At 68.4% G+C, this 21,388-nt stretch carries 22 protein-coding genes; 17 read left to right on the plus strand and 5 right to left on the minus strand.

The features are described 5' to 3' along the window. Nucleotides 1-48: 48 nt before the first annotated feature. The 7 genes from hemL to ccsB all read left to right on the plus strand — a co-directional run bounded on the left by hemL (nt 49) and on the right by ccsB (nt 7,857). Nucleotides 49-1,380: a glutamate-1-semialdehyde 2,1-aminomutase gene (hemL, locus tag PV679_RS10920; RefSeq protein WP_319679929.1), complete on the plus strand. Its 1,332-nt coding sequence runs from the start codon at nt 49-51 to the stop codon at nt 1,378-1,380. After that, on the plus strand, nt 1,377-2,069 hold the full coding sequence (locus tag PV679_RS10925) for a histidine phosphatase family protein (RefSeq protein WP_319679930.1): 693 nt from the start codon (nt 1,377-1,379) through the stop codon (nt 2,067-2,069). The genes hemL and PV679_RS10925 overlap by 4 nt, the downstream gene beginning before the upstream one ends. Before the next feature lie 251 nt (nt 2,070-2,320). Beyond that, nucleotides 2,321-3,586 (plus strand): hypothetical protein, encoded by a 1,266-nt coding sequence (locus PV679_RS10930; protein WP_319679931.1) that lies wholly within the window; start codon nt 2,321-2,323, stop codon nt 3,584-3,586. 67 nt (nt 3,587-3,653) lie between these two features. Continuing rightward, complete coding sequence (locus PV679_RS10935) at nt 3,654-4,274, plus strand: TlpA disulfide reductase family protein (RefSeq protein WP_319679932.1); 621 nt, start codon at nt 3,654-3,656, stop codon at nt 4,272-4,274. A gap of 31 nt (nt 4,275-4,305) precedes the next feature. After that, a complete protein-coding gene (locus PV679_RS10940; protein WP_319679933.1) occupies nt 4,306-5,043 on the plus strand; it encodes a cytochrome c biogenesis CcdA family protein in 738 nt (245 codons plus the stop codon). 4 nt (nt 5,044-5,047) lie between these two features. Beyond that, the gene (locus tag PV679_RS10945; RefSeq protein ID WP_319679934.1) at nt 5,048-6,769 is read left to right on the plus strand and encodes a cytochrome c biogenesis protein ResB; all 1,722 of its coding nucleotides are present in this window, start codon (nt 5,048-5,050) and stop codon (nt 6,767-6,769) included. Nucleotides 6,770-6,834: 65 nt separating this feature from the next. After that, the gene (gene ccsB / locus PV679_RS10950) at nt 6,835-7,857 is read left to right on the plus strand and encodes a c-type cytochrome biogenesis protein CcsB (protein ID WP_416069696.1); all 1,023 of its coding nucleotides are present in this window, start codon (nt 6,835-6,837) and stop codon (nt 7,855-7,857) included. 76 nt (nt 7,858-7,933) lie between these two features. On the opposite strand, the gene PV679_RS10955 is transcribed toward ccsB, so the two are convergent. Further along, the gene (locus PV679_RS10955; RefSeq protein WP_319679936.1) at nt 7,934-8,398 is read right to left on the minus strand and encodes a nucleoside deaminase; all 465 of its coding nucleotides are present in this window, start codon (nt 8,396-8,398) and stop codon (nt 7,934-7,936) included. A gap of 103 nt (nt 8,399-8,501) precedes the next feature. After that, nucleotides 8,502-8,960, minus strand: a complete 459-nt coding sequence (locus tag PV679_RS10960) for a PLD nuclease N-terminal domain-containing protein (protein WP_319679937.1) — start codon at nt 8,958-8,960, stop codon at nt 8,502-8,504. Nucleotides 8,961-9,177: 217 nt separating this feature from the next. Here PV679_RS10960 and PV679_RS10965 point away from each other — a divergent pair, with 217 nt between their 5' ends. Then, nucleotides 9,178-10,629, plus strand: a complete 1,452-nt coding sequence (locus PV679_RS10965; RefSeq protein WP_319679938.1) for a menaquinone biosynthesis decarboxylase — start codon at nt 9,178-9,180, stop codon at nt 10,627-10,629. After that, a complete protein-coding gene (mqnP, locus tag PV679_RS10970; RefSeq protein WP_416069691.1) occupies nt 10,626-11,555 on the plus strand; it encodes a menaquinone biosynthesis prenyltransferase MqnP in 930 nt (309 codons plus the stop codon). Before PV679_RS10965 ends, mqnP begins: the two co-directional genes overlap by 4 nt. Before the next feature lie 25 nt (nt 11,556-11,580). On the opposite strand, the gene PV679_RS10975 is transcribed toward mqnP, so the two are convergent. Continuing rightward, nucleotides 11,581-12,189, minus strand: coding sequence for a rhomboid family intramembrane serine protease (locus PV679_RS10975; RefSeq protein ID WP_416069692.1), 609 nt, complete (start codon nt 12,187-12,189; stop codon nt 11,581-11,583). Nucleotides 12,190-12,375: 186 nt separating this feature from the next. Between PV679_RS10975 and PV679_RS10980 the strand changes: the two genes are divergently transcribed. Then, nucleotides 12,376-13,155 (plus strand): UbiX family flavin prenyltransferase, encoded by a 780-nt coding sequence (locus PV679_RS10980; protein ID WP_319679939.1) that lies wholly within the window; start codon nt 12,376-12,378, stop codon nt 13,153-13,155. Between the two features lie 42 nt (nt 13,156-13,197). On the opposite strand, the gene PV679_RS10985 is transcribed toward PV679_RS10980, so the two are convergent. Next, on the minus strand, nt 13,198-13,347 hold the full coding sequence (locus PV679_RS10985; RefSeq protein WP_319679940.1) for a hypothetical protein: 150 nt from the start codon (nt 13,345-13,347) through the stop codon (nt 13,198-13,200). A 121-nt stretch (nt 13,348-13,468) separates the two neighbouring features. Between PV679_RS10985 and PV679_RS10990 the strand changes: the two genes are divergently transcribed. From PV679_RS10990 to PV679_RS11020, 7 genes are all read left to right on the plus strand, one after another. Then, on the plus strand, nt 13,469-13,921 hold the full coding sequence (locus tag PV679_RS10990) for an Lrp/AsnC family transcriptional regulator (RefSeq protein ID WP_319679941.1): 453 nt from the start codon (nt 13,469-13,471) through the stop codon (nt 13,919-13,921). Nucleotides 13,922-14,028: 107 nt separating this feature from the next. Further along, nucleotides 14,029-15,192, plus strand: a complete 1,164-nt coding sequence (mqnE, locus tag PV679_RS10995; protein WP_319679942.1) for an aminofutalosine synthase MqnE — start codon at nt 14,029-14,031, stop codon at nt 15,190-15,192. Nucleotides 15,193-15,204: 12 nt separating this feature from the next. Further along, nucleotides 15,205-15,735, plus strand: coding sequence for a GNAT family N-acetyltransferase (locus PV679_RS11000; RefSeq protein WP_319679943.1), 531 nt, complete (start codon nt 15,205-15,207; stop codon nt 15,733-15,735). A gap of 95 nt (nt 15,736-15,830) precedes the next feature. Beyond that, on the plus strand, nt 15,831-16,127 hold the full coding sequence (locus PV679_RS11005) for a DUF4229 domain-containing protein (protein ID WP_319679944.1): 297 nt from the start codon (nt 15,831-15,833) through the stop codon (nt 16,125-16,127). Nucleotides 16,128-16,546: 419 nt separating this feature from the next. Next, on the plus strand, nt 16,547-17,902 hold the full coding sequence (locus PV679_RS11010; protein ID WP_319679945.1) for a dicarboxylate/amino acid:cation symporter: 1,356 nt from the start codon (nt 16,547-16,549) through the stop codon (nt 17,900-17,902). A 185-nt stretch (nt 17,903-18,087) separates the two neighbouring features. Further along, entirely contained in the window at nt 18,088-18,738 is a 651-nt protein-coding gene (locus PV679_RS11015; protein WP_319680059.1) for a helix-turn-helix domain-containing protein, read from the plus strand. Between the two features lie 167 nt (nt 18,739-18,905). Further along, nucleotides 18,906-20,858: an AMP-dependent synthetase/ligase gene (locus tag PV679_RS11020; RefSeq protein ID WP_416069693.1), complete on the plus strand. Its 1,953-nt coding sequence runs from the start codon at nt 18,906-18,908 to the stop codon at nt 20,856-20,858. A 134-nt stretch (nt 20,859-20,992) separates the two neighbouring features. Here PV679_RS11020 and PV679_RS11025 read toward each other — a convergent pair whose 3' ends face one another. After that, a complete protein-coding gene (locus tag PV679_RS11025; protein WP_017948713.1) occupies nt 20,993-21,196 on the minus strand; it encodes a cold-shock protein in 204 nt (67 codons plus the stop codon). Between the last annotated feature and the right edge of the window lie 192 nt (nt 21,197-21,388).

A 21,388-nucleotide genomic window follows, 5' to 3' on the forward strand; every position in this document is an offset into this window, starting at 1 on the left:
ACGTGCGGTGAAACACCTGTCCGCAAGAACGTCTGAGCCTCTGACACCATGGATTGCGTGAGCTTCCCCTATGACGCCCCAGTTTCGCAGACGCTTTTCGACCGCGCGGCCCTCGTGACGCCCGGCGGCGTGAACTCTCCCGTCCGTGCCTTCCGCGCGGTGGGCGGTACGCCCCGGTTCATGGTGTCCGGTAACGGTCCATACCTCATCGATGCGGACGGCCGTGAATATGTCGACCTCGTATGTTCTTGGGGGCCGATGATTCTCGGTCATTCCCACCCCGAGGTGATCGAAGCGGTCCAGGCGGCGGTCGCCCGCGGTACGTCGTTCGGTACGCCGGGTGAGGGCGAGGTCGCGCTCGCCGAGGAGATCGTGGCCCGGGTCGCACCCGTGGAACAGGTACGGCTGGTGTCGTCCGGCACCGAGGCGACCATGTCCGCGATCCGGCTCGCCCGTGGTTTCACCGGGCGCGCGAAAGTCGTGAAGTTCGCCGGCTGCTACCACGGCCATGTCGACGCGCTGCTCGCCGCGGCCGGCTCCGGTGTGGCGACCTTCGGGCTGCCCGACACGCCCGGCGTCACCGGTGCGCAGGCGGGCGACACCATCGTCCTGCCGTACAACGATCTCGACGCCGTACGCCAGGCATTCGCCGCGCATCCGGGTGAGATCGCCTGTGTGATCACGGAGGCGTCGCCGGGCAACATGGGCGTCGTGCCGCCGCGCGACGGTTTCAACGCGGGGCTCAAGGAGATCTGCGCCGCCGACGGCGCGCTCTACATCTCCGACGAGGTGATGACCGGGTTCCGTACGTCGAAGGCGGGCTGGTACGGCATCGACGGCGTCGCGCCCGACCTGATGACCTTCGGCAAGGTCATGGGCGGCGGCTTTCCCGCCGCCGCGTTCGGCGGCCGCGCCGACGTCATGGGCCGGCTCGCGCCGGCGGGCCCGGTCTACCAGGCGGGCACGCTCTCCGGGAATCCCGTCGCCACCGCCGCCGGCCTCGCCCAGCTCCGGCTGCTCGACGACGCGGCGTACGAGAAGGTCAACGCGGTCTCGGAGGAGATCCAGGCGCTGGTGACGGAGGCGCTCGGCAAGGAGGGCGTCGCCCATCGGGTGCAGAGGGCGAGCAATATGTTCTCCGTCTTCTTCACGGCCGACGAGGTGTACGACTACGAGGGCGCGAAGCGGCAGGAGTCGTTCCGCTTCACCCGCTTCTTCCACTCGATGCTCGCCGACGGCGTCTATCTGCCGCCGTCCTCCTTCGAGTCCTGGTTCGTCTCCACCGCCCACGACGAGCGCGCGATCGAACGGATCGCCGCCGCACTGCCGGCGGCCGCCCGCGCCGCCGCCGAAGCCACGGACCCGGAGAGCGCAGCATGAGCGACAGCGACATCGGCAATGAAACGACCATCGTCCATCTCATGCGCCACGGCGAGGTCCACAATCCGGACGGTGTGCTGTACGGCCGTCGCGCCGGCTACCACCTCTCCGAACTGGGCCGCGAGATGGCCGACCGGGTCGCCGAGCATCTGGCGGACCACGACATCGCTCATGTCGTCGCCTCTCCGCTGGAGCGCGCTCAGGAGAGCGCGGCACCGCTCGCCAAGACCCACGGTCTGACTCTCGACACCGACGACCGGCTGATCGAGGCCGCGAACATCTTCGAGGGCAAGACCTTCGGTGTCGGCGACGGCGCGCTGCGCAAACCGGCCAACTGGAAGCACCTCACCAACCCCTTCCGGCCGTCCTGGGGCGAGCCGTACGTCGACCAGGTCGTACGGATGATGGGCGCCCTGGGCGCCGCGCGTGACGCGGCCCGTGGCCATGAGGCGGTCTGTGTCAGCCATCAGCTTCCGATCTGGATCGTCCGGAGCTTTGTCGAGCGGCGCAGGCTCTGGCACGATCCGCGCCGGCGGCAGTGCACGCTCGCGTCCCTGACCAGCTTCACCTATCGCGGCGACAAGATCATTTCGGTTGGTTACACCGAGCCGGCCCGTGATCTCGTGCCGGCGCATCTCCTCGCCGGTGCCAAGCCGGTCAAGGGAGGGGCCAAGGCATTCGGTGCCTGAGCCTCTGGCCGACGCTGAAGCTGTCCGGCCAACGCCTTTCGGTCATATGCGGTCACCCTCGGTACGCCTGTGGTCCTGTCCGGTCTGTATCGGACAGGATGCAGGGTCTTCAATGAGGTCTGTCACATCCGTTGTTACATAACTAAAAATGGAACATCTGTTGGAACCTCCGCGTTCGGCATGACATCTCACGAGTTGCCGCTTGTAAGACTGTCAGAGCGGTACGACGAACGAGCGCGGATGGGAACGGTATGCGGGACATCAGCCGAAGGGCTCTGCTCGGAGCTGGAATTGGAGCCGCGGCCGCGGTGGGAATCGCGGCCTGCCGCCCCACCGGCGGAGGCGGGCCGGACCGGTCCGGGGCCGCCGCGAGCGGCGGTAAAGGCGGAGGCGAAACCGCCGGCGCGCGTCCGGCGAGCCGTCCCACGGGCAGAGAGGTCCGGCTCATCGGTGACGGTTCCACTTCCGACACCGGAAAGCAGCCGCATCAGCCGCCACCGCCTGTCCCTCTCGAACCCGGCGAGACACCGCCGCAGTTCGTGATCTTCTCCTGGGACGGAGCGGGCGAGGTCGGCAATGGCCTTTTCCCGCGCTTCCTCGAAGTCGCCAAGAATCACGGCGCGGCGATGACCTTCTTCCTCTCGGGCCTCTATGTGCTGCCCGAATCCAAGAAGACGCTCTACCGGCCGCCGAACAACCGCACAGGCGCGTCCGACATCGGCTATCTCACCGACGCGCACGCCAGGGAGACGCTGAAGAACGTCCGTCAGGCATGGCTCGACGGCCATGAGATAGGCACGCACTTCAACGGGCACTTCTGCGCCGGCTCGGGCTCGGTGGCCCGCTGGACCCCTGAGCAGTGGCGCAGCGAGATAGACCAGGCCCTGTCCTTCGTCACGCAGTGGCGGACGAACAGCGGCTGGACCGACCTCGAACCGCTGCCTTTCGACTACCGCAAGGAACTCGTCGGCGCCCGCACGCCCTGTCTGCTCGGCCAGGACAATCTGCTGCCGACCGCGAAGGAGCTGGGCTGGCGTTATGACGCCAGTTCTCCGGGCGGCACTCAGAAGTGGCCCGACAAGATGGGAGGCGTCTGGAATCTGCCGCTCCAGGCCGTCCCGTTCCCGGGACATTCCTTCGAGGTCCTTTCCATGGACTACAACATGCTCGCGAATCAGTCGCACAACTCGACCCGCGGTATGCCCTCGCGCTATCCGGAGTGGCGTAAGCAGGCCACCGGGGCGTATCTCGCCGGTTTCCGGCGGGCGTACGAAACGAACCGCGCGCCGTTCTTCATAGGCAACCATTTCGAGGAATGGAACGGCGGGATCTACATGGACGCCGTGGAGGAGGCGCTGAAGGGCATGGCGGGCAAGAACGACGTACGGCTGGTTTCGTTCCGCCAGTTCACCGACTGGCTCGACGTCCAGGACCCCGCCGTACTCGCCAAGCTCCGTACGCTGGAGGTCGGGCAGGCTCCGGCCGGCGGCTGGAACGCTTTCTTTAAGAGCGCCTGACAAGGGGCTTTCCGGGCACCCAGGGGGGTGCGCAAGATCCTCGAAACGCCCATGCGAAACTTTTCACATGAACTCAGGCCGCGCCCCCCGACGCCGCTCCGGCCGTCGACTCCGCGCCATCCTGCCGGTCACGGTCGTCGCGGCGGCGCTGACGCTTTCGGCGTGCAGCGGCGGCGGCAAGTCCGGTGGCGGCGGCAACAGTAATTTCGTGACGAACACCGGTGGTATCGCCACCGTCGCGAAGGCGGACCGTAGGGCCGTCAAGGACATCGCGGGCGAGACCCTTGAGGGCGAGAAGCTCGATGTGGCCGACCTCCGAGGCAAGATCGTCGTGCTGAACGTCTGGGGCTCGTGGTGCGGGCCCTGCCGCGCCGAGGCGCCGTATCTGGCGAAGGTCGCCAAGGAGACCGAGGCCAAGGGTGTGGCGTTCGTCGGGATCAACACCCGGGATCCCAACAAGGGGCCGGCGCTCGCGTTCGAGAAGGACTACGGCGTCGGCTACCCGAGCCTGTACGACCCGGTGGGCAAGCTCATCGTCAACGGTTTCCCCAAGGGCAGCCTCAATCCGCAGGCCATCCCGTCCACGATCGTGCTCGACCGGGACGGAAAGATCGCGGCCCGCTCGCTGATGGCGCTCGACGCGGAGAAGCTGCGCAAGATGATCGACCCGCTGATCGCGGAGAAGTGATGCGCCGCACTTCCTCGCCGCGGAGCACGGCATGAACGAGACGGTATACAGCGGTGCGCTGCTGTTCGCACTGCCGATCGCGCTGTTGGGCGGGCTTGTCTCCTTCTTCTCGCCGTGTGTGCTGCCGCTCGTGCCCGGCTATCTCTCGTACGTCACCGGCGTCAGCGGGACCGATCTCGCCGAGGCCAGACGGGGCCGGATGGCCGCCGGCGCGACGCTCTTCGTCATCGGCTTCACCGCGGTCTTCGTCTCCGGTGGCGCGCTGTTCGGCTACTTCGGCGCGACGCTCCAGGGATACCGGGACATCCTCTCCAAGGTCCTCGGCGCGCTGATGATCCTGATGGGTGTGCTCTTCCTGGGCCTGATGCCCTGGCTCACCCAGCGTGAATTCCGCTTCCACCGGCGTCCGGTGACCGGCCTGGCGGGCGCTCCGCTGCTCGGTGCGCTCTTCGGGATCGGCTGGACGCCCTGTCTCGGGCCGACCATCTCGACCGTGAACGCGCTGGCGATCGATCAGGCGAGCGCGGGCCGTGGAGCCATACTCACCGTCGCGTACTGCCTCGGGCTGGGAGTGCCGTTCGTGCTGGCCGCGGTGGCGTTCCGCAAGGCGCTCGGCGCCTTCGGCTGGGTCAAGCGCCATTACATGTGGGTGACGCGGATCGGCGGCGCGATGATGATCGTGACCGGTCTGCTGCTGCTGACAGGTGCCTGGGACAGCATCATGCAGCAGATGCAGGGCTGGTCCGACGGCTTCACGGTGGGGATCTAGTGCCATGAGCAAGACAGAGACCGACAGCACGGCCGAGGCGTCGGCTGCGGGAGCCGCTTCCGAGGCGCGGGACGCGCGCGAACTCGGCGCCGCCGGCTCCCAGCTCTCCACCGCACCGCGCGAGGAGACCTATATCGGTGGCCCGGTCCTCGGGATCGTCGGCTGGCTCCGCTGGTTCTGGCGGCAGCTCACCTCGATGCGCGTCGCGCTGATACTCCTCTTCCTGCTCTCCCTCGGCTCCATCCCGGGCTCGCTGATCCCGCAGACCAGCGTCGACGAGCTCAAGGTGCAGACCTTCAAGGACCTGCACAAGACGCTCGCGCCGATCTACGACAAGCTCCAGTTGTTCGAGGTCTACAGCTCGGTGTGGTTCTCCGCGATCTACATCCTGCTGTTCGTCTCCCTCATCGGCTGTATCGTCCCGCGCACCTGGCAGTTCGCCGGCCAGCTCCGCTCCCGGCCGCCCGGCGCGCCCAAGCGGCTCACCCGGCTGCCCGTCTACACCACCTGGCGCACCACGGCCGAGCCTGAGGCCGCCCGTGAGGCCGCGCTCGCGCTGCTGCGGAAGCGCCGCTTCCGTGCCCACGGCGTGGGAGACGCGGTGGCCGCCGAGAAGGGCTATCTCCGCGAGGTCGGCAACCTTGTCTTCCATATCGCGCTCATCGTGCTGCTGGTGGCCTTCGCCACCGGGCAGCTCTTCAAGTCGGAGGGCGGCAAGCTGGTCGTCGAGGGCGACGGCTTCTCCAACACCCTCACGCAGTACGACGACTTCAAGTCGGGATCGCTGTTCAGCACGGACGACCTCGCGCCGTTCAGCTTCACCCTGGACAAGTTCACCGCGACGTATGAGCGCAGCGGGCCGCAGCTCGGCACGCCGCGCACCTTCGAGGCCGGCGTCCGCTACACCACGGGCGCCGGGAGCAAGGAGCGGAAGGCGGTCATCCAGGTCAACAAGCCCCTGGTGGTCGACGGCTCCAAGGTCTATCTGATCTCCCATGGTTACGCCCCGGTCGTGACCGTCAGGGACGGCCGCGGCCAGGTGGTCTTCAAGGGCGCGGTCCCGCTGCTGCCCATCGACAACAACATCTCGTCCACGGGCGCCATCAAGGTGATGGACGGCTACCGGGACAAGAGCGGCAAGAAGGACCAGCTCGGCTTCGCCGCGCTCTTCGTGCCGACGTACGGAGGCAAGGGCTCGGGAGATATGTTCTCGCGCTTTCCCGCGCTGGACTTCCCGGTGCTCAATGTGGGCGCGTACCACGGCAGTCTGGGCGTCGACTCCGGGCTGCCGCAGAACGTGTACCAGCTCAACACCGACAAGATGAAGGCCTTCAAGGACACCAAGGGCGATGTCCTGAAGAAGACCCTGCTGCCGGGCGACAGGCTCACGCTCCCGGACGGTGCCGGCTCGATCACCTTCGAGAAGGACGTCAAGGAGTGGGCGAGCTTCCAGATCTCGCAGCAGCCCGGTGGTCTGTGGGCTCTGATCGGTGCGGTCGCCGCCATCGGCGGACTGGCTGGTTCACTCTTCATCCAGCGGCGCCGGGTCTGGGTCCGGGCCGTGCGGGGCGCCGACGGCGTCACCGTCGTCGAGATGGCGGGACTCGGCCGCAGCGAGTCCGCCAAGCTCCCTGAGGAGCTGGCCGATCTGGCCGTCACCCTCAATTCAGAGGCGCCCACGGCGCCTGATCCCGCAGAAGAGATTGTCGAAGGGGCTGAGAAGTGAGTCTCGCCGCCGCAGCAACCAATGAGAGCCTGGCGAACACCAGCAACGTGCTGATCTATTCGTCCATGGCCGTCTACACGCTCGCCTTCTTCGCCCATATCGCGGAGTGGCTGCTGGGCAGCCGGAGCAAGGTCGCCCGCACCGCCGCCGCGCTCACCGGCGACGCCGGCGCGTCCACCGGCGGCTCGGTCAAGGTCCAGGTCGCCCGGAAGGGCGGCGCCACGGCCGTCCTGGAGCGGCCGAGGATCATCACCCGCTCCGCCGCCGGCGCCCGGGATGTCCCGGACGGTCCCGGCGCGCACGGCGGCGACGCCAAGGGCGATCTGTACGGCCGCATGGCCGTCTCCCTCACCGTCCTCGCCTTTGTCATCGAGGCGGCCGGTGTGGTCGCCCGCGCGCTCTCCGTACAGCGGGCCCCCTGGGGCAACATGTACGAATTCAACATCACCTTCTCCACCGTGGCCGTGGCCGTGTATCTCACGCTGCTCGCGCTGAAGAAGAATGTCCGCTGGATCGGACTGCCGCTCGTCACCACGGTCCTCCTCGATCTCGGGCTCGCTGTCACCGTCTTGTACACCGACAGCGACCAGTTGGTTCCCGCCCTTCACTCGTACTGGCTGTGGATCCATGTCTCCACCGCGATCTTCTGCGGCGCGGTCTTCTACGTGGGCGCGGTCGCCACGCTGCTCTACCTCTTCCGTGAGCGGTACGAGTCCAAGCTGGCCGAGGGCGGCACACCGGGCTCCTTCGCCACCTCCGTCATGGAGCGGCTCCCGGCGTCCGCGACGCTCGACAAGTTCGCGTACCGCGTCAACGCCGCCGTCTTCCCGCTCTGGACCTTCACGATCATCGCGGGCGCGATCTGGGCCGGCGACGCCTGGGGCCGCTACTGGGGCTGGGACCCCAAGGAGGTCTGGTCCTTCATCACCTGGGTCGCGTACGCCAGTTATCTGCACGCCCGCGCCACCGCCGGCTGGAAGGGCCGCAAGGCCGCCTATCTGGCCCTGATCGCCTTCGGCTGCTGGCTGTTCAACTACTACGGCGTGAACATCTTCGTCACCGGCAAGCACTCGTACGCGGGCGTCTGACCGGCGGACGGTACATCGGAGCGCCCCGCGCGGGACCGACCCCGCGCGGGGCGTTTCTCTGTGCGCCCGAGGAAGGTCAGCCGGGGCCGCCGCCGGCGCCGATGTCCTCGTTCCACAGATCCGGACGGTCGCTGACGAAGGCCCGCATCAGCGCGGCGCATCCGGGATCGTCGAGCACGACGATCTCGACCCCGTGCTCCGCCAGCCAGTCGTGTCCGCCGTGGAAGGTCTCCGCCTCGCCGATCAGCACCCGGGAGATCCCGAACTGCCGGACCAGTCCGCTGCAGTACCAGCACGGTGAGAGCGTCGTCACCATCGTCGTACCGCGGTACGAGCGCTGCCGGCCGGCCGCGCGGAAGGCGGCCGTCTCGGCGTGCAGGGACGGATCACCGTCCTGGACACGGCGGTTGTGACCCCGGCCGAGCAGTGTCCCGTCCGCGCCGTACAGCGCCGCGCCGATCGGAACGCCGCCCTCGGCCAGCCCGGCCCGTGCCTCGGCGACGGCGGTCGCCAGCCATTCCCGCGCTTGTCGCCGTTCCATGGTCCATGCCTCATCGATTCTCCGGGCGCCCCGGCGAGACCGGGCACGCCTCCACCGTGGACACCGCGACGCACCGGCGGCCGGACGAGCGCTCCTGACCGGGTCAGGACTTCGGCGGTGTGTCCTCCGCGCTGCCGCCGCCCTTCTCGCGGCGCTCGATCTCCTCCTCGCGACGGCGCAGATCCGCTTCCCACTGCTCCAGATGGGCCGCCGCCTCCTTCTCGTCCAGCGGCGAAGCGGCAGGAGCTTCCACCGGAGCGGCGGCCGGTGGCTCGCTCCGTCCGTCCGCGCGGTCCCGGTCGTCCTTGAGGGAGTTGAGGAAGTCCGGATTGTCGTCCGGCGCGACCCAGCCACCACGACGGCCCGCCGCCGCGCGGCCGGCCGTACGGTCCCGTCCCACGATCAGCCAGGAGATGGAACCGACCAGCGGAAAGAGAAGCACCAGAATCGCCCAGACCGGCTTCGGGAGATAGCGGATGTCTTTCTCGTCGGTGGTGATGCAGTCGATGAACGCATAGATGCTGAGAGCCAACGGCACCAGAATCATCAGCACCCGAAGCATGGAGCTCCCTCTGCGTATGGAGTTCGGGACCGGATCGGCGGTCCCCGGACCGTTCCAGAGTAGCGAGTGGCCGCTCGGACGTGTCCGAAGTCAATCAGCCTCCGTCCACGGCGAGTAGCTGCCCGCGACCCGGCGGCCCGTGCCCGGCCCGCTCGTCCGAGGGCTGATCAGGGAAGCCCCGGCAGAGTGCGCCGGGGAGGATGTCACACTGGACCGCATGGCTTACGACGATCTCCGCTCGCTGCTCCGGGCACTGGAGCGCGAGGGTGACCTCAAGCGCATCAAGGCCGAAGTCGACCCGTATCTGGAGGTCGGAGAGATCGTCGACCGGGTGAACAAGGCCGGCGGGCCCGCGCTGCTTTTCGAGAACGTCCGCGGTTCCTCGATGCCTCTGGCCATGAATGTGTACGGCACCGACCGGCGGCTGCTCAAGGCGCTCGGCCTCACGTCGTACGCCGAAATCAGCGAGCGGATCGGCGGCCTGCTCAAGCCGGAACTGCCGCAGGGCTTCATCGGCGTGCGCGAGGCATTCGGAAAGCTCGGCGCGATGACGCATGTGCCGCCGAAGAAGGTCAAGGACGCACCGGTCCAGGAAGTCGTCCTCACCGGTGACGACGTGGATCTGGACCAGCTTCCCGCGCTGTTCACCTGGCCGCGGGACGGCGGCTCCTTCTTCAATCTCGGTCTGACGCACACCAGGCATCCGGAGACCGGCGTCCGCAATCTCGGGCTCTACCGGCTCCAGCGCCATGACCGGCGCACCATCGGAATGCACTGGCAGATCCACAAGGACAGCCGCAACCACTACCAGGTGGCGGCCAGGCGCGGCGAACGGCTGCCCGTGGCGATCGCGTTCGGCTGCCCGCCGGCCGTGACCTACGCCTCCACGGCGCCGCTGCCCGGCGACATCGACGAGTACCTCTTCGCGGGCTTCGTGCAGGGCCGGCGGATCGAGATGGTCGACTGCAAGACCGTGCCGCTCCAGGTGCCGGCCAACGCCGAAGTCGTCATCGAGGGCTGGCTGGAGCCCGGGAAGACGCTGCCGGAGGGCCCGTTCGGTGACCACACCGGCTTCTACACGCCGCAGGAGCCGTTCCCGGCGCTCACCATCGACTGTGTGACGATGCGGAAGCGGCCGTTGCTCCAGTCGATCGTGGTGGGCCGGCCGCCGACGGAGGACGGCCCGCTGGGACGGGCGACGGAACGGTTCTTCCTGCCGCTGCTCAAGATCATCGTGCCGGACATCGTCGACTACCACCTCCCGGAGTCGGGCGGCTTCCACAACTGTGCGATCGTCTCGATCGACAAGAAGTACCCGAAGCACGCGCAGAAGGTGATGCACGCCGTCTGGGGCGCGCACATGATGTCGCTGACCAAGCTGATCGTGGTCGTCGACGCGGACTGCGATGTGCACGATCTGCACGAGGTGGCCTGGCGGGCGCTGGGCAACACCGACTACGCGCGCGATCTCACCGTCGTCGAGGGTCCGGTCGACCATCTCGACCACGCGTCCTACCAGCAGTTCTGGGGCGGCAAGGCGGGGATCGACGCGACGAGGAAGCTGCCCGAGGAGGGATACACCCGGGACGGCGGCTGGCCGGAGATGGTCGAGTCCGACCCGGAGATCTCCGACCGGGTGACGAAGCGTTGGAAGGAGTACGGGCTGTGACCGGCGAGGCCATTCTGGGCGAGGGCAGCGCGAAGGTGCCCGCTCCGCGCCATGGCGGAGGTGTACCGGCGTTTCTGCGGCTGGTGATGATCGAGCACTCGGTCTTCGCGCTGCCGTTCGCCTATATCGCCGCGCTGACCGCGATGTTCCAGCTCGACGGGAACATCCACTGGGGCCGGCTGCTGCTGGTCACGCTCGCCATGATCGGGCTGCGTACGTTCGCGATGGCCTGCAACCGGATCATCGACCGCGAGATCGACGCCCGTAACCCGCGGACGGCGGGCCGCGAGCTGGTGACGGGCGCGGTGTCGGTGCGGTCCGCGTGGACCGGCGCGCTGGTCGCCGTCGTGATCTTCCTCGCCGCCGCCGCCGCGCTGAACCCGCTCTGCCTCGCCCTCGCGCCCATCGCGGTCATTCCGATGGTCGTCTATCCGTACGGGAAGAGATTCACGAACTTCCCGCATGTGATTCTGGGGCTCGCTCAGGCCATAGGCCCGGTCGGGGCCTGGATCGCGATCACCGGGCAGTGGTCCTGGGACGCGGTGATCCTGGGCCTCGCCGTCGGGATCTGGATCGGCGGCTTCGATCTGATCTTCGCCTGTCAGGACGTCCAGGCGGACCGCGCGCACGGTGTGCTCTCCGTACCGGCCCGCTTCGGCATCCCGGCCGCGCTGTACGGCGCGCGCGCGGCCCATGCCGTGACCACGCTGCTGCTGGTCTGGTACGCGTTGGCCACCGGCGTCGGAGTGGCCTTCTGGGCCGGCCTGGTGATCGTCGTGGCGGCCTTCCTCTACGAGCACACCATCGTCAAGCCGCACGATCTCTCGCGGCTGAACAGGGCCTTCTTCAGCGTCAACGGCTTCATCGGGATCGCGCTGTTCGTCTGCGCGCTGCTGGATCTGCTGGCGCGCGGTCTGACGGTCTGACCGGCTGATCCTCCTGGGCCGGCGCTCAGCGTCCCGGTGCGGTCGCGGCCGGCCGCCTTCTGCGGAACATGAACGCCGCCAGTATTCCGCCGATCAGTCCGAACAGATGGCCCTGCCAGCTCACGGCCGGATTGGTCGGCAGCACTCCCCACAGCGCCGAGCCGTACACCGCGAGAACCACCAGGCCGACCACGATGTCCACGGCGCTCCGGTCGACGAAGCCACGGACCAGCAGATAGCCCAGCAGGCCGAAGACCACGCCGGAGGCGCCCGCCGTTATCGAGTTGTCGGCGGCGGTGAGCCAGACGCCGAGCCCGCCGACCACCATGATCGTGAGGACCACGGCGGCGAAGCGGCGGAGGCCGCTCAGCGCGGCGAGGAATCCGAGGACGAGCAGCGGCACGGTGTTGGAGGCGAGATGTCCGAAGCCGTGGTGCAGGAAGGCCATCGGGATCACATCGCGCAGCTCGCCGAAGCGGCGCGGGCTGAGACCGTAGGTGTCGAGCGCTCCGGTCGCGGCGTCCACCGCCTCCAGCGTCCAGAGCAGCGCGACCCAGCCGGTCATCACGGCCGCGGCCGCCTTCACCCGGCCGGCCCGGCTCCATGCGGTGTTGTCGGTGGTCGGATGCGGCATTGCGGCCCCCTGAGGCCCACGGCTGTCCAGGACAGAACGCGCGGTGTGCGGAGATGGCTGACGGTGCGGGCGGACGGCGACGCGCGACGTGTCCGGCGGACGCCGTCGTTCGCGTATGTCCCTCCGGGAAACGTCCCGGGCACGGTACTCGGTTCCGGTCAGGGACCGCCGGATAGGCTCGGATCCGTGAAGCCCGGACAGTACGCAGACCAGCACAGCCCGCGACAGCCGCGGCGGCCCTGGGTCGTCGGTGTCTCCGGAGCGTCCGGCACGCCGTACGCGGCGGCCGTACTGCGCGGGCTGCTGGACGCGGGTGAGAGCGTCGATCTCGTGGTGAGCCGGGCGTCGCGGCTGACCCTGCTCGACGAGACGGGAATCGCCTTCCGGGACGCGTACTGGCGGGACGATCTGCGGAGCTGGCTGGCGCGCGGCGCGGACGGCAAACCGGACGCCTTCGTACCGGATCTGCCGCCGGATCCCGCGCCGGACGCGTCGAGCGGCTCGCCGGAGGCGGCGGACGTACGGCACTGGAGCGCCGGCGATCTGGCCGCGGGACCGTCCTCCGGGTCGTATCCGGTCAAGGGAATGCTGATCGTGCCCGCGTCCACCGCCTGTGTGGCCGGAGTGGCGCTCGGTCTGTCGAAGGATCTGCTCCAGCGCGCCGCGAGCGTGACGCTCAAGGAGCGGCGCACGCTCGTGGTCGCGGTGCGGGAGACACCGCTGAACGGCCAGACGCTCAAGCACCTGGTGACGCTGGACGAGGCGGGCGCCGTGGTGCTGCCCGCCTCTCCGGCGTTCTACGCGGGGGCGACGCACATCCAGGATCTGGTGGACTTCGTCGCCGGGCGGGTGCTCGACGCGGCGGGAGTGCCGCACCGGCTGTACCGCCGTTGGGAGGGAGAGCTCGGTGGTGGCTCTCGCGGTGACGCGGACGGGCCCGGTGCCGCGCGCGGGCCCGCGAGGTGACGGAATGAAGGGCGGTCGGGCCGGGACCCGCCGGCCCGCCGGTCAGTGCTTCCTGGTGCGGTGCGGGGAGCGGTTGGCCTTGTCGACGCGCTGCGCGGCGGCCGGCTGGTGGGCACGCGAGCGGTTGGCCAGCTCCTGGAGCGCACGCATATGGGCGTAGGCCATCTCGATCGTGTACACGGTGAGACTCACTCCTGACAGTGTGAAGAATTATCGTTGATCGTTCGAAAGATTCGCAGGGCTTCTGCCTTGCATGCCTTAGATTCTACACCTAATCTTGCGAGATCGCTGAACAATGGAAGGCTTCAGGCATATGGACGCCGTGGATAGGCAGCTCATCCAGGCCCTCAGAGAGAACGGCAGGGCCTCGTACGCCGAACTCGGCCGGCTCGTCGGGCTCTCCGGGCCCAGCGTCACCGATCGCATCAACCGTCTCGAAGCGGCGGGCGTCATCACGGGCTACCGCGCGACGGTCGACTCGGCCTCGCTCGGCCTCGGTGTCACCGCGCTGATCGGTATCTCCCTGTCGGACGCCGCCGACCACGAGGACGTGGCCCGCCGGATGCGCGACCTCGGAGAGATCGAGGACTGCTGGTTCATCGCGGGCGACGACTCGTACATGCTCAAGGTGCGGGCGAGCGACGTGGACGGCCTGGAGAAGACGATCGGCCGGCTGAGCGGTACGAAGGGCGTGTCCCGGACGCGCACCACCATCGTGCTCTCCACCAAGTGGGAGAACAGGGTCGGCGAACTGCCCGAGGAATGAGCCCGGCGGCGGGCCGTTGGCGCGGGCGGAGGGCCGTGTCCGTTCCGGCGGGCGGGGGAGCGTAGGCTCGACAGGCCCGATTGGTAGACGTATGGGAGGCGGCCGGTATGGACGCGGGGCTCAAGCGCGAGCTGGAGGAGAAGGTCCGGGCCGGTGAACGGCTGAGCCGTGAAGACGGCATCGCCCTCTACGAGTCGGACGATCTGGCCTGGCTCGGCGGTCTCGCCCACGAGGTGCGGACACGCAAGAACGGCGACGTGGTCCACTTCAACGTCAACCGCCACCTCAACATGACCAATGTGTGCACCGCGTCCTGTGCGTACTGCTCGTTCCAGCGCAAGCCGGGCGAGAAGGACGCGTACACGATGCGCATCGAGGAGGCCGTCCGGCTCGCCAAGGCGATGGAGGGCGAGAACCTCACCGAGCTGCACATCGTCAACGGCCTCCATCCGACACTGCCGTGGCGTTACTACCCGCGCTCGCTCAGCGCGCTGAAGGAAGCCCTTCCGCAGGTCTCCCTGAAGGCGTTCACCGCCACCGAGATCCATCACTTCGAGACGATCTCGGGTCTGTCGGCCTCCGACATCCTCGACGAACTGATCGAGGCCGGCCTGGAGTCACTGACCGGCGGCGGCGCCGAGATCTTCGACTGGGAGATCCGCCAGCACATCGTCGACCACAACACCCACTGGGAAGACTGGTCGCGCATCCACCGGCTCGCGCACTCGAAGGGTCTCAAGACCCCGTCGACGATGCTGTACGGGCATATCGAGGAGCCGCGCCACCGCGTCGACCATGTGCTGAGGCTGCGTGAACTCCAGGACGAGACCGGCGGTTTCCAGGTCTTCATCCCGCTGCGCTACCAGCACGACTTCGTGGACATGAAGGACGGCAAGATCCGCAACCGTCTGCAGGCCCGGACGACGATGGCCACGGGCGCGGAGGCGCTGAAGACCTTCGCCGTCTCCCGGCTGCTCTTCGACAACGTCCCGCATGTGAAGGTGTTCTGGGTGATGCACGGCGTCCAGACCGCGCAACTCGCGCTCCAGCACGGCGCGGACGACATGGACGGCTCGGTCGTGGAGTACAAGATCACGCACGACGCGGACAACTACGGCACGCCGAACAAGCTGGGCCGGGAGGATCTGCTCGACCTCATCCGTGACGCGGGCTTCCGGCCGGTCGAGCGCAACACCCGTTACGAGATCATCCGCGAGTACCCGGGGCCGGACGCGGGCCGCCGCGAGTCCCCGCAGCCGATGCGAGTCTGAGAGGCCGGGGCAGTGGCGCTCATATTCGAGCTGGATCCACGAGTGGACCGCGCCCTGAGCGACGGTCTCGTCGAGCTCTGGACGGATGTCTCCAACGCCGGCGGCGCCGTCGGCTTCGTACCGCCGGTGACGGCCGACGACATACGGCCGGAGCTGGTCAGACATCTCACCGCCATGGCCGAGGGCCGGTGCCGGCTGCTGGTCGGACGCGACGAGGAGGGCGCCGTCTCCGCGACGGCGTTCCTCACGCTCAACTCCCACCGGCTGATGCGGCACTGGCTCTGGGTCTACACCGTGATGGTGCATCCCGGGCATCAGGGCAAGGGATACGGCCGCGAGCTCATGGCCGCGGCCGCGGAGGCGGCCCGTGACATCGAGGGCATCGAGGCCCTCAGACTCACCTGCCGCGGTGGCACGGGCGCGGACAGGTTCTACGCCTCGTGCGGTTTCAAGGAGGTCGGCCGGGTGCCCGACGCGATTCGCGTCGCCCCAGGTGACGACCGTGACGACATCACCATGCTGCTCCCCTTGAACCAGTACTGAACGGGGCGTGCTTCACTGTTCGGACATGCCCTGTCCCGGGGAAGCGCCACGCGAGGCGTGGTGCGGTACGACACCAGGAAGAGAGAAGGCCCGCTGTGACCGCTGCGAAGCCAAGCGCCACGATCCGTTACACCGCGATGCGCATCGGTATCTTCATCGGCTGCCTGGTCTTCGTCGCGCTCCTGGTCCACTTCGGCGTGCTGCCCAAGGGCCTCGGCGACTCCAACTTCGTATGGGTGCTGCTGCTCGCCATCGTCATCTCGGCGCCGCTCAGCTACGTACTGCTGCGCAGGCAGCGTGACGAGATGTCCGAGCAGATCGTCACCAAGGTCGACGAGGCCAAGGCCAAGCTGGAGGCCAGCCGGTCCCGGGAGGACCGCGCCGCCCAGTAGCCGCCGCGTACGTTTCCTCACACCTCGGTACCTCAGCACACCTCAGTACCTCAGCGCGACACCCCGGCCCGGAGCCGTCCCTCCGGTGCCGGGGTGTTGTCGTTTCCGGGTCGGCTCCATGCCGGGCCCGGTCCTGTGAGCCGAGCGCGCCCGCTCCGGCGTGGACCAGACCCAAAGCATGACTTTGAGGTGCTCAAAGTTGAAGTGTTAATGTGTCGACATGAAGACAGCAGCGTGCCCCCACCACGGCGTGAGCTTCCCGCTCGTGGCACGTCTGCATGTCGATCTCTGCCGCTGTATGTCCGCGGTCTGTTGCCGCTCGGTCTGACCCGGCATCATTCAGCGGCGCCTTACCTGACACACGGGCGCCGCACCTCTGTCCCCGTATTTCCCTGATACGTCATGTCTGGAGTGTGTTCGTGTCCGCGAACTCCGCGTCCCCCACGACCGAGAAGCCGTCCGGCTCCGGTGCCGGTATCCGCATACCGAAGGTCCCGTTCTGGGCCCAGATCGTCGCCGGTCTGGTCCTCGGTGTCCTGCTCGGCTGGCTCGCCCGCAGCCAGGACATCGGCTGGCTGTACACCACGCTCGACAAGGTCGGCGGAATCTTCGTCCAGCTTCTGAAGCTGGCCGTCGCGCCGCTGGTCTTCTTCGCGATCCTGGTGTCGATCACCAATCTGCGCAAGGTCAACAACGCCGCCCGGCTGGCCTCCCGCACGCTGCTCTGGTTCATGATCACGTCACTGATCGCGGTCGCCATCGGCCTGGTGATCGGCCTGATCACCAACCCGGGCGCGGGCACCGGTCTCACTCCGAAGGACGGCAAGGCGCCGCACAACTCCGGCTCCTGGATCGACTTCCTGACCGGCATCGTGCCGACCGACGTCATCACGCCCTTCACCGAACTGAATGTCCTGCAGATCGTCTTCATGGCCGCCGTCGCGGGCATCGCCGCGCTCAAGCTCGGCGACCGGGCCAAGCCGGTCCTCGCGCTGAGCGAGGCCGTGCTGGAACTGCTCCAGAAGGCCCTGTGGTGGGTCATCCGGCTGGCTCCGATCGGCACGATCGGCCTGATCGGCTTCGCCATCGCCGACTACGGCTGGGACCTCATCGGCAAGTACGCGACGTTCACCGCCGATGTCTACGTCGGCTGCGCGATCGTCCTCTTCGGTGTCTATCCGCTGCTGCTGGCGACGGCCGCCAAGGTCAGCCCGCTCCAGTTCTACAAGGGCGCCTGGCCCGCGATCCAGCTCGCCTTCGTCTCGCGCTCCTCGGTCGGGACGATGCCGGTCACGCAGAAGGTCACCGAGCGGCTCGGCGTCCCGAAGGAGTACACATCCTTCGCCGTGCCGTTCGGCGCGACGACCAAGATGGACGGCTGCGCCGCCATCTATCCGGCGCTCGCCGCGATCTTCATCGCGCAGATCTTCGATGTGCAGCTCGGCATCCAGGACTATCTGCTGATCGCCTTCGTCTCGGTCGTCGGCTCGGCCGCCACCGCCGGTCTCACCGGTGCGACGGTCATGCTGACGCTGACCCTCTCCACGCTGGGCCTCCCGCTGGAGGGCGTGGGCCTGCTGATGGCGATCGACCCGATCCTGGACATGATGCGTACGGCCACGAACGTCGCGGGCCAGGCGCTGGTCCCGGTCATCGTCGCGGCACGCGAGAAGATCCTCGACCACGACGCGTACAACGCGGCCTCGGCCTCGCCGGTGGACGACTTCGACAGCGACAGGGCCGAGCACAAGGTGAAGGTCCCGGTCGCCGCCTGACGGCCGCCGCCCGGCGCTTCGGCCGATGGGACGGGCCTCCTCCTCCGGACACGGAGGAGGAGGCCCGTCCGTCTGTCCGGTGACAGGGCCTAGGCTGGTCCGGCTCGGGGGCATGGGGTGGGAGGAAGTCTGACGTGGGTGCGGTAAGTGCCGTGGAGACCGCGGGAGTTCGCAAGGCCAAGCGGATGCCGCGGGCGGAACGGGAGCGGCAGATGATGGCCGCCGCCGTGCGGACCTTCGGACAGCGCGGATACCGGGCCGCTTCGATGGACGAGATAGCGGAGCTGGCGGGTGTCTCGAAACCGCTGGTGTATCTCTATCTGAACTCGAAGGAGGAGCTGTTCACCGCCTGTGTACGGCAGGAGGCGGCGGCGCTGCTCGCGGCGGTGGAGGCCGGTGTGGATCCGGGACAGCCGGCCGACCGGCAGCTCTGGTCCGGGCTCATGGCGTTCTTCGCCCATACGGCGGAGAACCCGGACGGCTGGGTGGTGCTGAACCGGCAGGCGCGTACGCAGGGTGAGCCGTTCGCGGGCGAGGTCATGAAGCTGCGGGACGAACTGGTCGCGTTGGTGGCCGGACTGATCGCCGCCGCGGCCCGCGAGGCGCACGCCACGCCGGCGGCCGTCGACCGGTCCGGCGCGGCGGACCTGGCCGACCGGGACATGGCCGGACTGGCGCAGGCGCTCGTGGGAGCGGCCGAGTCACTCGCCGGATGGGCGAACGAGACACCGGGCGCCTCGGCCAAGGAGGCCGCGGCGACGCTGATGAACTTCGCCTGGACGGGCCTCGGGAACCTCCTGGCCGGAGAGCGCTGGCCGCCGGCGGCGGTGCGGTGACGCGGTCGCGGGCCGCGCCCGGCCGGCCGGCGCGACACCAGATTTCCGGTGAGGAAACGGCCGGGTGCTGTGCCGGTGAGGTGCAGATGGCGGACGGCCATTGTTCTGCTTTCCGCGCGGTCATAGATTCACGAGTGGCGCAGAGCCGCTGAGACGAGGAGCCGCACGTGTCCTTCGCCGTGTCCGCCGACGACCAGTCCGTGTCCGTATCGCCGGCCGAGCCGGAGAAGGTGCGGGTGGACGGGGTCGTCAGGGAGGTGGCCGTACCTCCGCTGGTCCCGCCCGTGGGACACGGCTCGCTCGCCGACATTCCCTTCGACAACGCCCGCGAGGCCCCGGCCGAGGCCGTCATCAGCCGCAAGGGACCGGACGGCGGCTGGCGGGATCTCTCGGCCGCCGCCTTCGCGGACGAGGTGCGTGCCGTGGCCAAAGGTCTGGTGGCGGAGGGGCTGCGGCCCGGCGACCGGCTCGTGATCATGTCCCGTACGACCTATGAGTGGACCCTTCTCGACTTCGCCGCCTGGGCCGCGGGACTGGTCACCGTGCCGATCTATCCGACCTCCTCCGCCTTCCAGGCCCGCTGGATCCTGCAGGACGCGGGCGCGGTCGCCTGCGTGGTGGAGGACAGGCAGCAGGCGCTGCTGATCGGTCAGGAACGCCAGCAGCTTCCCGGTCTCACTCATCTCTGGACGTTCGACTCGGGCGCGGTCGAGGACCTGCGCGCGGCGGGCGAGGACATCCCGGACGAAGCCGTGACCGCGCGCCGCGCCGGACTCGGCCCGGAGTCCGTCGCGACGCTCATCTACACCTCGGGGACGACCGGCCGTCCCAAAGGCTGCGTCATCACGCACGCCAACTTCTTCGCCGAGGTGGACAACGCCATTGAACTGCTCCATCCGGCCTTCAGGTCGGTGAGCGAGGAGCCCGTCTCCACGCTGCTCTTCCTCCCGCTCTCGCATGTCTTCGGGCGGATGGTCGCGATCGGCTGTCTGCGCGCCCGGGTACGGCTCGGACACGCTCCCTCCATCAGGACGGAGGACCTGCTCGCGGATCTGGCCGGGTTCCGTCCGACGTTCCTGCTGGCCATCCCGTATGTCCTGGAGAAGGTCTACAACACCGGCCGGGCCACCGCCGAGAAGATGGGCCGTGTCTCGTCCTTCGACCGCGCGGCGAGGATCGCCCGGCAGTACGGCGAGGCCGTGGAGGCGGCGGAACACGGCACCGGCCCCGGGCCCTCGCTCGGTCTGCGGACCGCCCGCGCGCTGTACGACCCGCTGGTCTACCGGCGTATCCGGGCCGCGCTCGGCGGCAAGGTGAAGTACGCGATCTGCGGCGGCTCTCCGCTGGGCCGCCGGCTGGCCGCGTTCTACGCGGGAGCGGGCATCGAGATCTTCGAGGGATACGGCATGACCGAGACCACGGCGGCCTCGACCGTCACGCCGCCGCTCAGGCCCCGGCTGGGCACGGTGGGCTGGCCGCTGCCGGGCACGGCGGTACGGATCGCCGACGACGGAGAGGTGCTGCTGCGCGGCGGACAGCTCTTCGCCGGCTACTGGGACGCGGAGCGCGGCGAGGCGGTACGGGAGCCGGATTCGGAGGAGATGTCCGGCTGGGGATGGGGACAGAAGTCCGAGGACGGCTGGTTCGCGACGGGAGATCTGGGCGCGCTGGACGACGACGGCTATCTCACGATCACCGGCCGGAAGAAGGACATCATCATCACCTCGGGCGGCAAGAACGTCATGCCGACCCCGCTGGAGGACTGGCTGCGCGCTCATCCGCTGGTCAGCCAGTGCATGGTGGTCGGCGACAACCGCTCGTACGTCGCGGCCCTGGTCACCCTGGAGCCGGACGGGCTGGCCCACTGGCGGCGGATGAAGAAGAAGCAGGACGTGCCACTGGCCGCTCTGGTCGAGGACGACGAACTGCGCGGGACGCTCCAGCGCGCGATAGACGAGGCCAACCGGCTCGTCTCCCGCGCCGAGTCCATCCGCCGGTTCCGTGTGCTGACCGTCGACTTCACGGAGGCGGCCGGCCATCTGACGCCTTCGCTCAAAATGCGGCGATCGGCCATCGCGGAGGACTTCGCGGCGGAGATCGAACGGCTCTACGAGCGATGAGGCAGGCATACCCGCCGGGCCGTCCGGCGGCCGGCGATCCACACAGGCAGGAGCCCTGCTTCCCCACCCGAGTGGAGGAGCAGGGCTCCTTGGGTACTGCTACTCAAGTTGTTCGCGATCACCTGACCGGGCAACTAGGCCGGGGTGACGTTCTCCGCCTGCGGACCCTTCGGGCCCTGCGTGACGTCGAAGTTCACGACCTGGTTCTCCTCAAGGGAGCGGAAGCCGGTCGCGTTGATCGCGGAGTAGTGGACGAAGACATCCGGGCCGCCGCCGTCCTGGGCGATGAAGCCGAAGCCCTTTTCAGCGTTGAACCACTTGACGGTTCCGGTAGCCATAAGCCCTCCTTGGGCCAAAGGGTTGCCCTGCTCCAGAACCTGCAAAGAAGTCTGAAAACTACAAAAGCCTGCGGGTCACATGCTCCGCAGGCTCTGTACTGCAAGGGAAACCAAACTGCAACTTGCGGCGAGCCTAGCACGCAGCGTGTGCGCAGCGGTAGAGGGAAAGATCACTTCACCCGGACGTTTGAT

Source organism: Streptomyces sp. AK02-01A (assembly GCF_033795305.1).
Classification (GTDB): Bacteria; Actinomycetota; Actinomycetes; order Streptomycetales; family Streptomycetaceae; genus Streptomyces.

Excerpts from the sequence above, each read along its gene's own strand:
- PV679_RS10955 (WP_319679936.1), bottom strand. The coding sequence starts at position 8,398 with ATGGAACGGCGACAAGCGCGGGAATGGCTGGCGACCGCCGTCGCCGAG.
- PV679_RS10975 (WP_416069692.1), bottom strand. The coding sequence starts at position 12,189 with ATGCCGCATCCGACCACCGACAACACCGCATGGAGCCGGGCCGGCCGG.
- mqnE (WP_319679942.1), top strand. The coding sequence starts at position 14,029 with ATGGACGCGGGGCTCAAGCGCGAGCTGGAGGAGAAGGTCCGGGCCGGT.
- PV679_RS10965 (WP_319679938.1), top strand. The coding sequence starts at position 9,178 with ATGGCTTACGACGATCTCCGCTCGCTGCTCCGGGCACTGGAGCGCGAG.
- PV679_RS10960 (WP_319679937.1), bottom strand. The coding sequence starts at position 8,960 with ATGCTTCGGGTGCTGATGATTCTGGTGCCGTTGGCTCTCAGCATCTAT.
- PV679_RS10945 (WP_319679934.1), top strand. The coding sequence starts at position 5,048 with ATGAGCAAGACAGAGACCGACAGCACGGCCGAGGCGTCGGCTGCGGGA.
- PV679_RS11015 (WP_319680059.1), top strand. The coding sequence starts at position 18,088 with ATGCCGCGGGCGGAACGGGAGCGGCAGATGATGGCCGCCGCCGTGCGG.
- PV679_RS10930 (WP_319679931.1), top strand. The coding sequence starts at position 2,321 with ATGCGGGACATCAGCCGAAGGGCTCTGCTCGGAGCTGGAATTGGAGCC.
- ccsB (WP_416069696.1), top strand. The coding sequence starts at position 6,835 with ATGGCCGTCTACACGCTCGCCTTCTTCGCCCATATCGCGGAGTGGCTG.
- PV679_RS10935 (WP_319679932.1), top strand. The coding sequence starts at position 3,654 with ATGAACTCAGGCCGCGCCCCCCGACGCCGCTCCGGCCGTCGACTCCGC.
- hemL (WP_319679929.1), top strand. The coding sequence starts at position 49 with ATGGATTGCGTGAGCTTCCCCTATGACGCCCCAGTTTCGCAGACGCTT.
- PV679_RS11025 (WP_017948713.1), bottom strand. The coding sequence starts at position 21,196 with ATGGCTACCGGAACCGTCAAGTGGTTCAACGCTGAAAAGGGCTTCGGC.
- PV679_RS10925 (WP_319679930.1), top strand. The coding sequence starts at position 1,377 with ATGAGCGACAGCGACATCGGCAATGAAACGACCATCGTCCATCTCATG.
- PV679_RS10940 (WP_319679933.1), top strand. The coding sequence starts at position 4,306 with ATGAACGAGACGGTATACAGCGGTGCGCTGCTGTTCGCACTGCCGATC.
- PV679_RS10990 (WP_319679941.1), top strand. The coding sequence starts at position 13,469 with ATGGACGCCGTGGATAGGCAGCTCATCCAGGCCCTCAGAGAGAACGGC.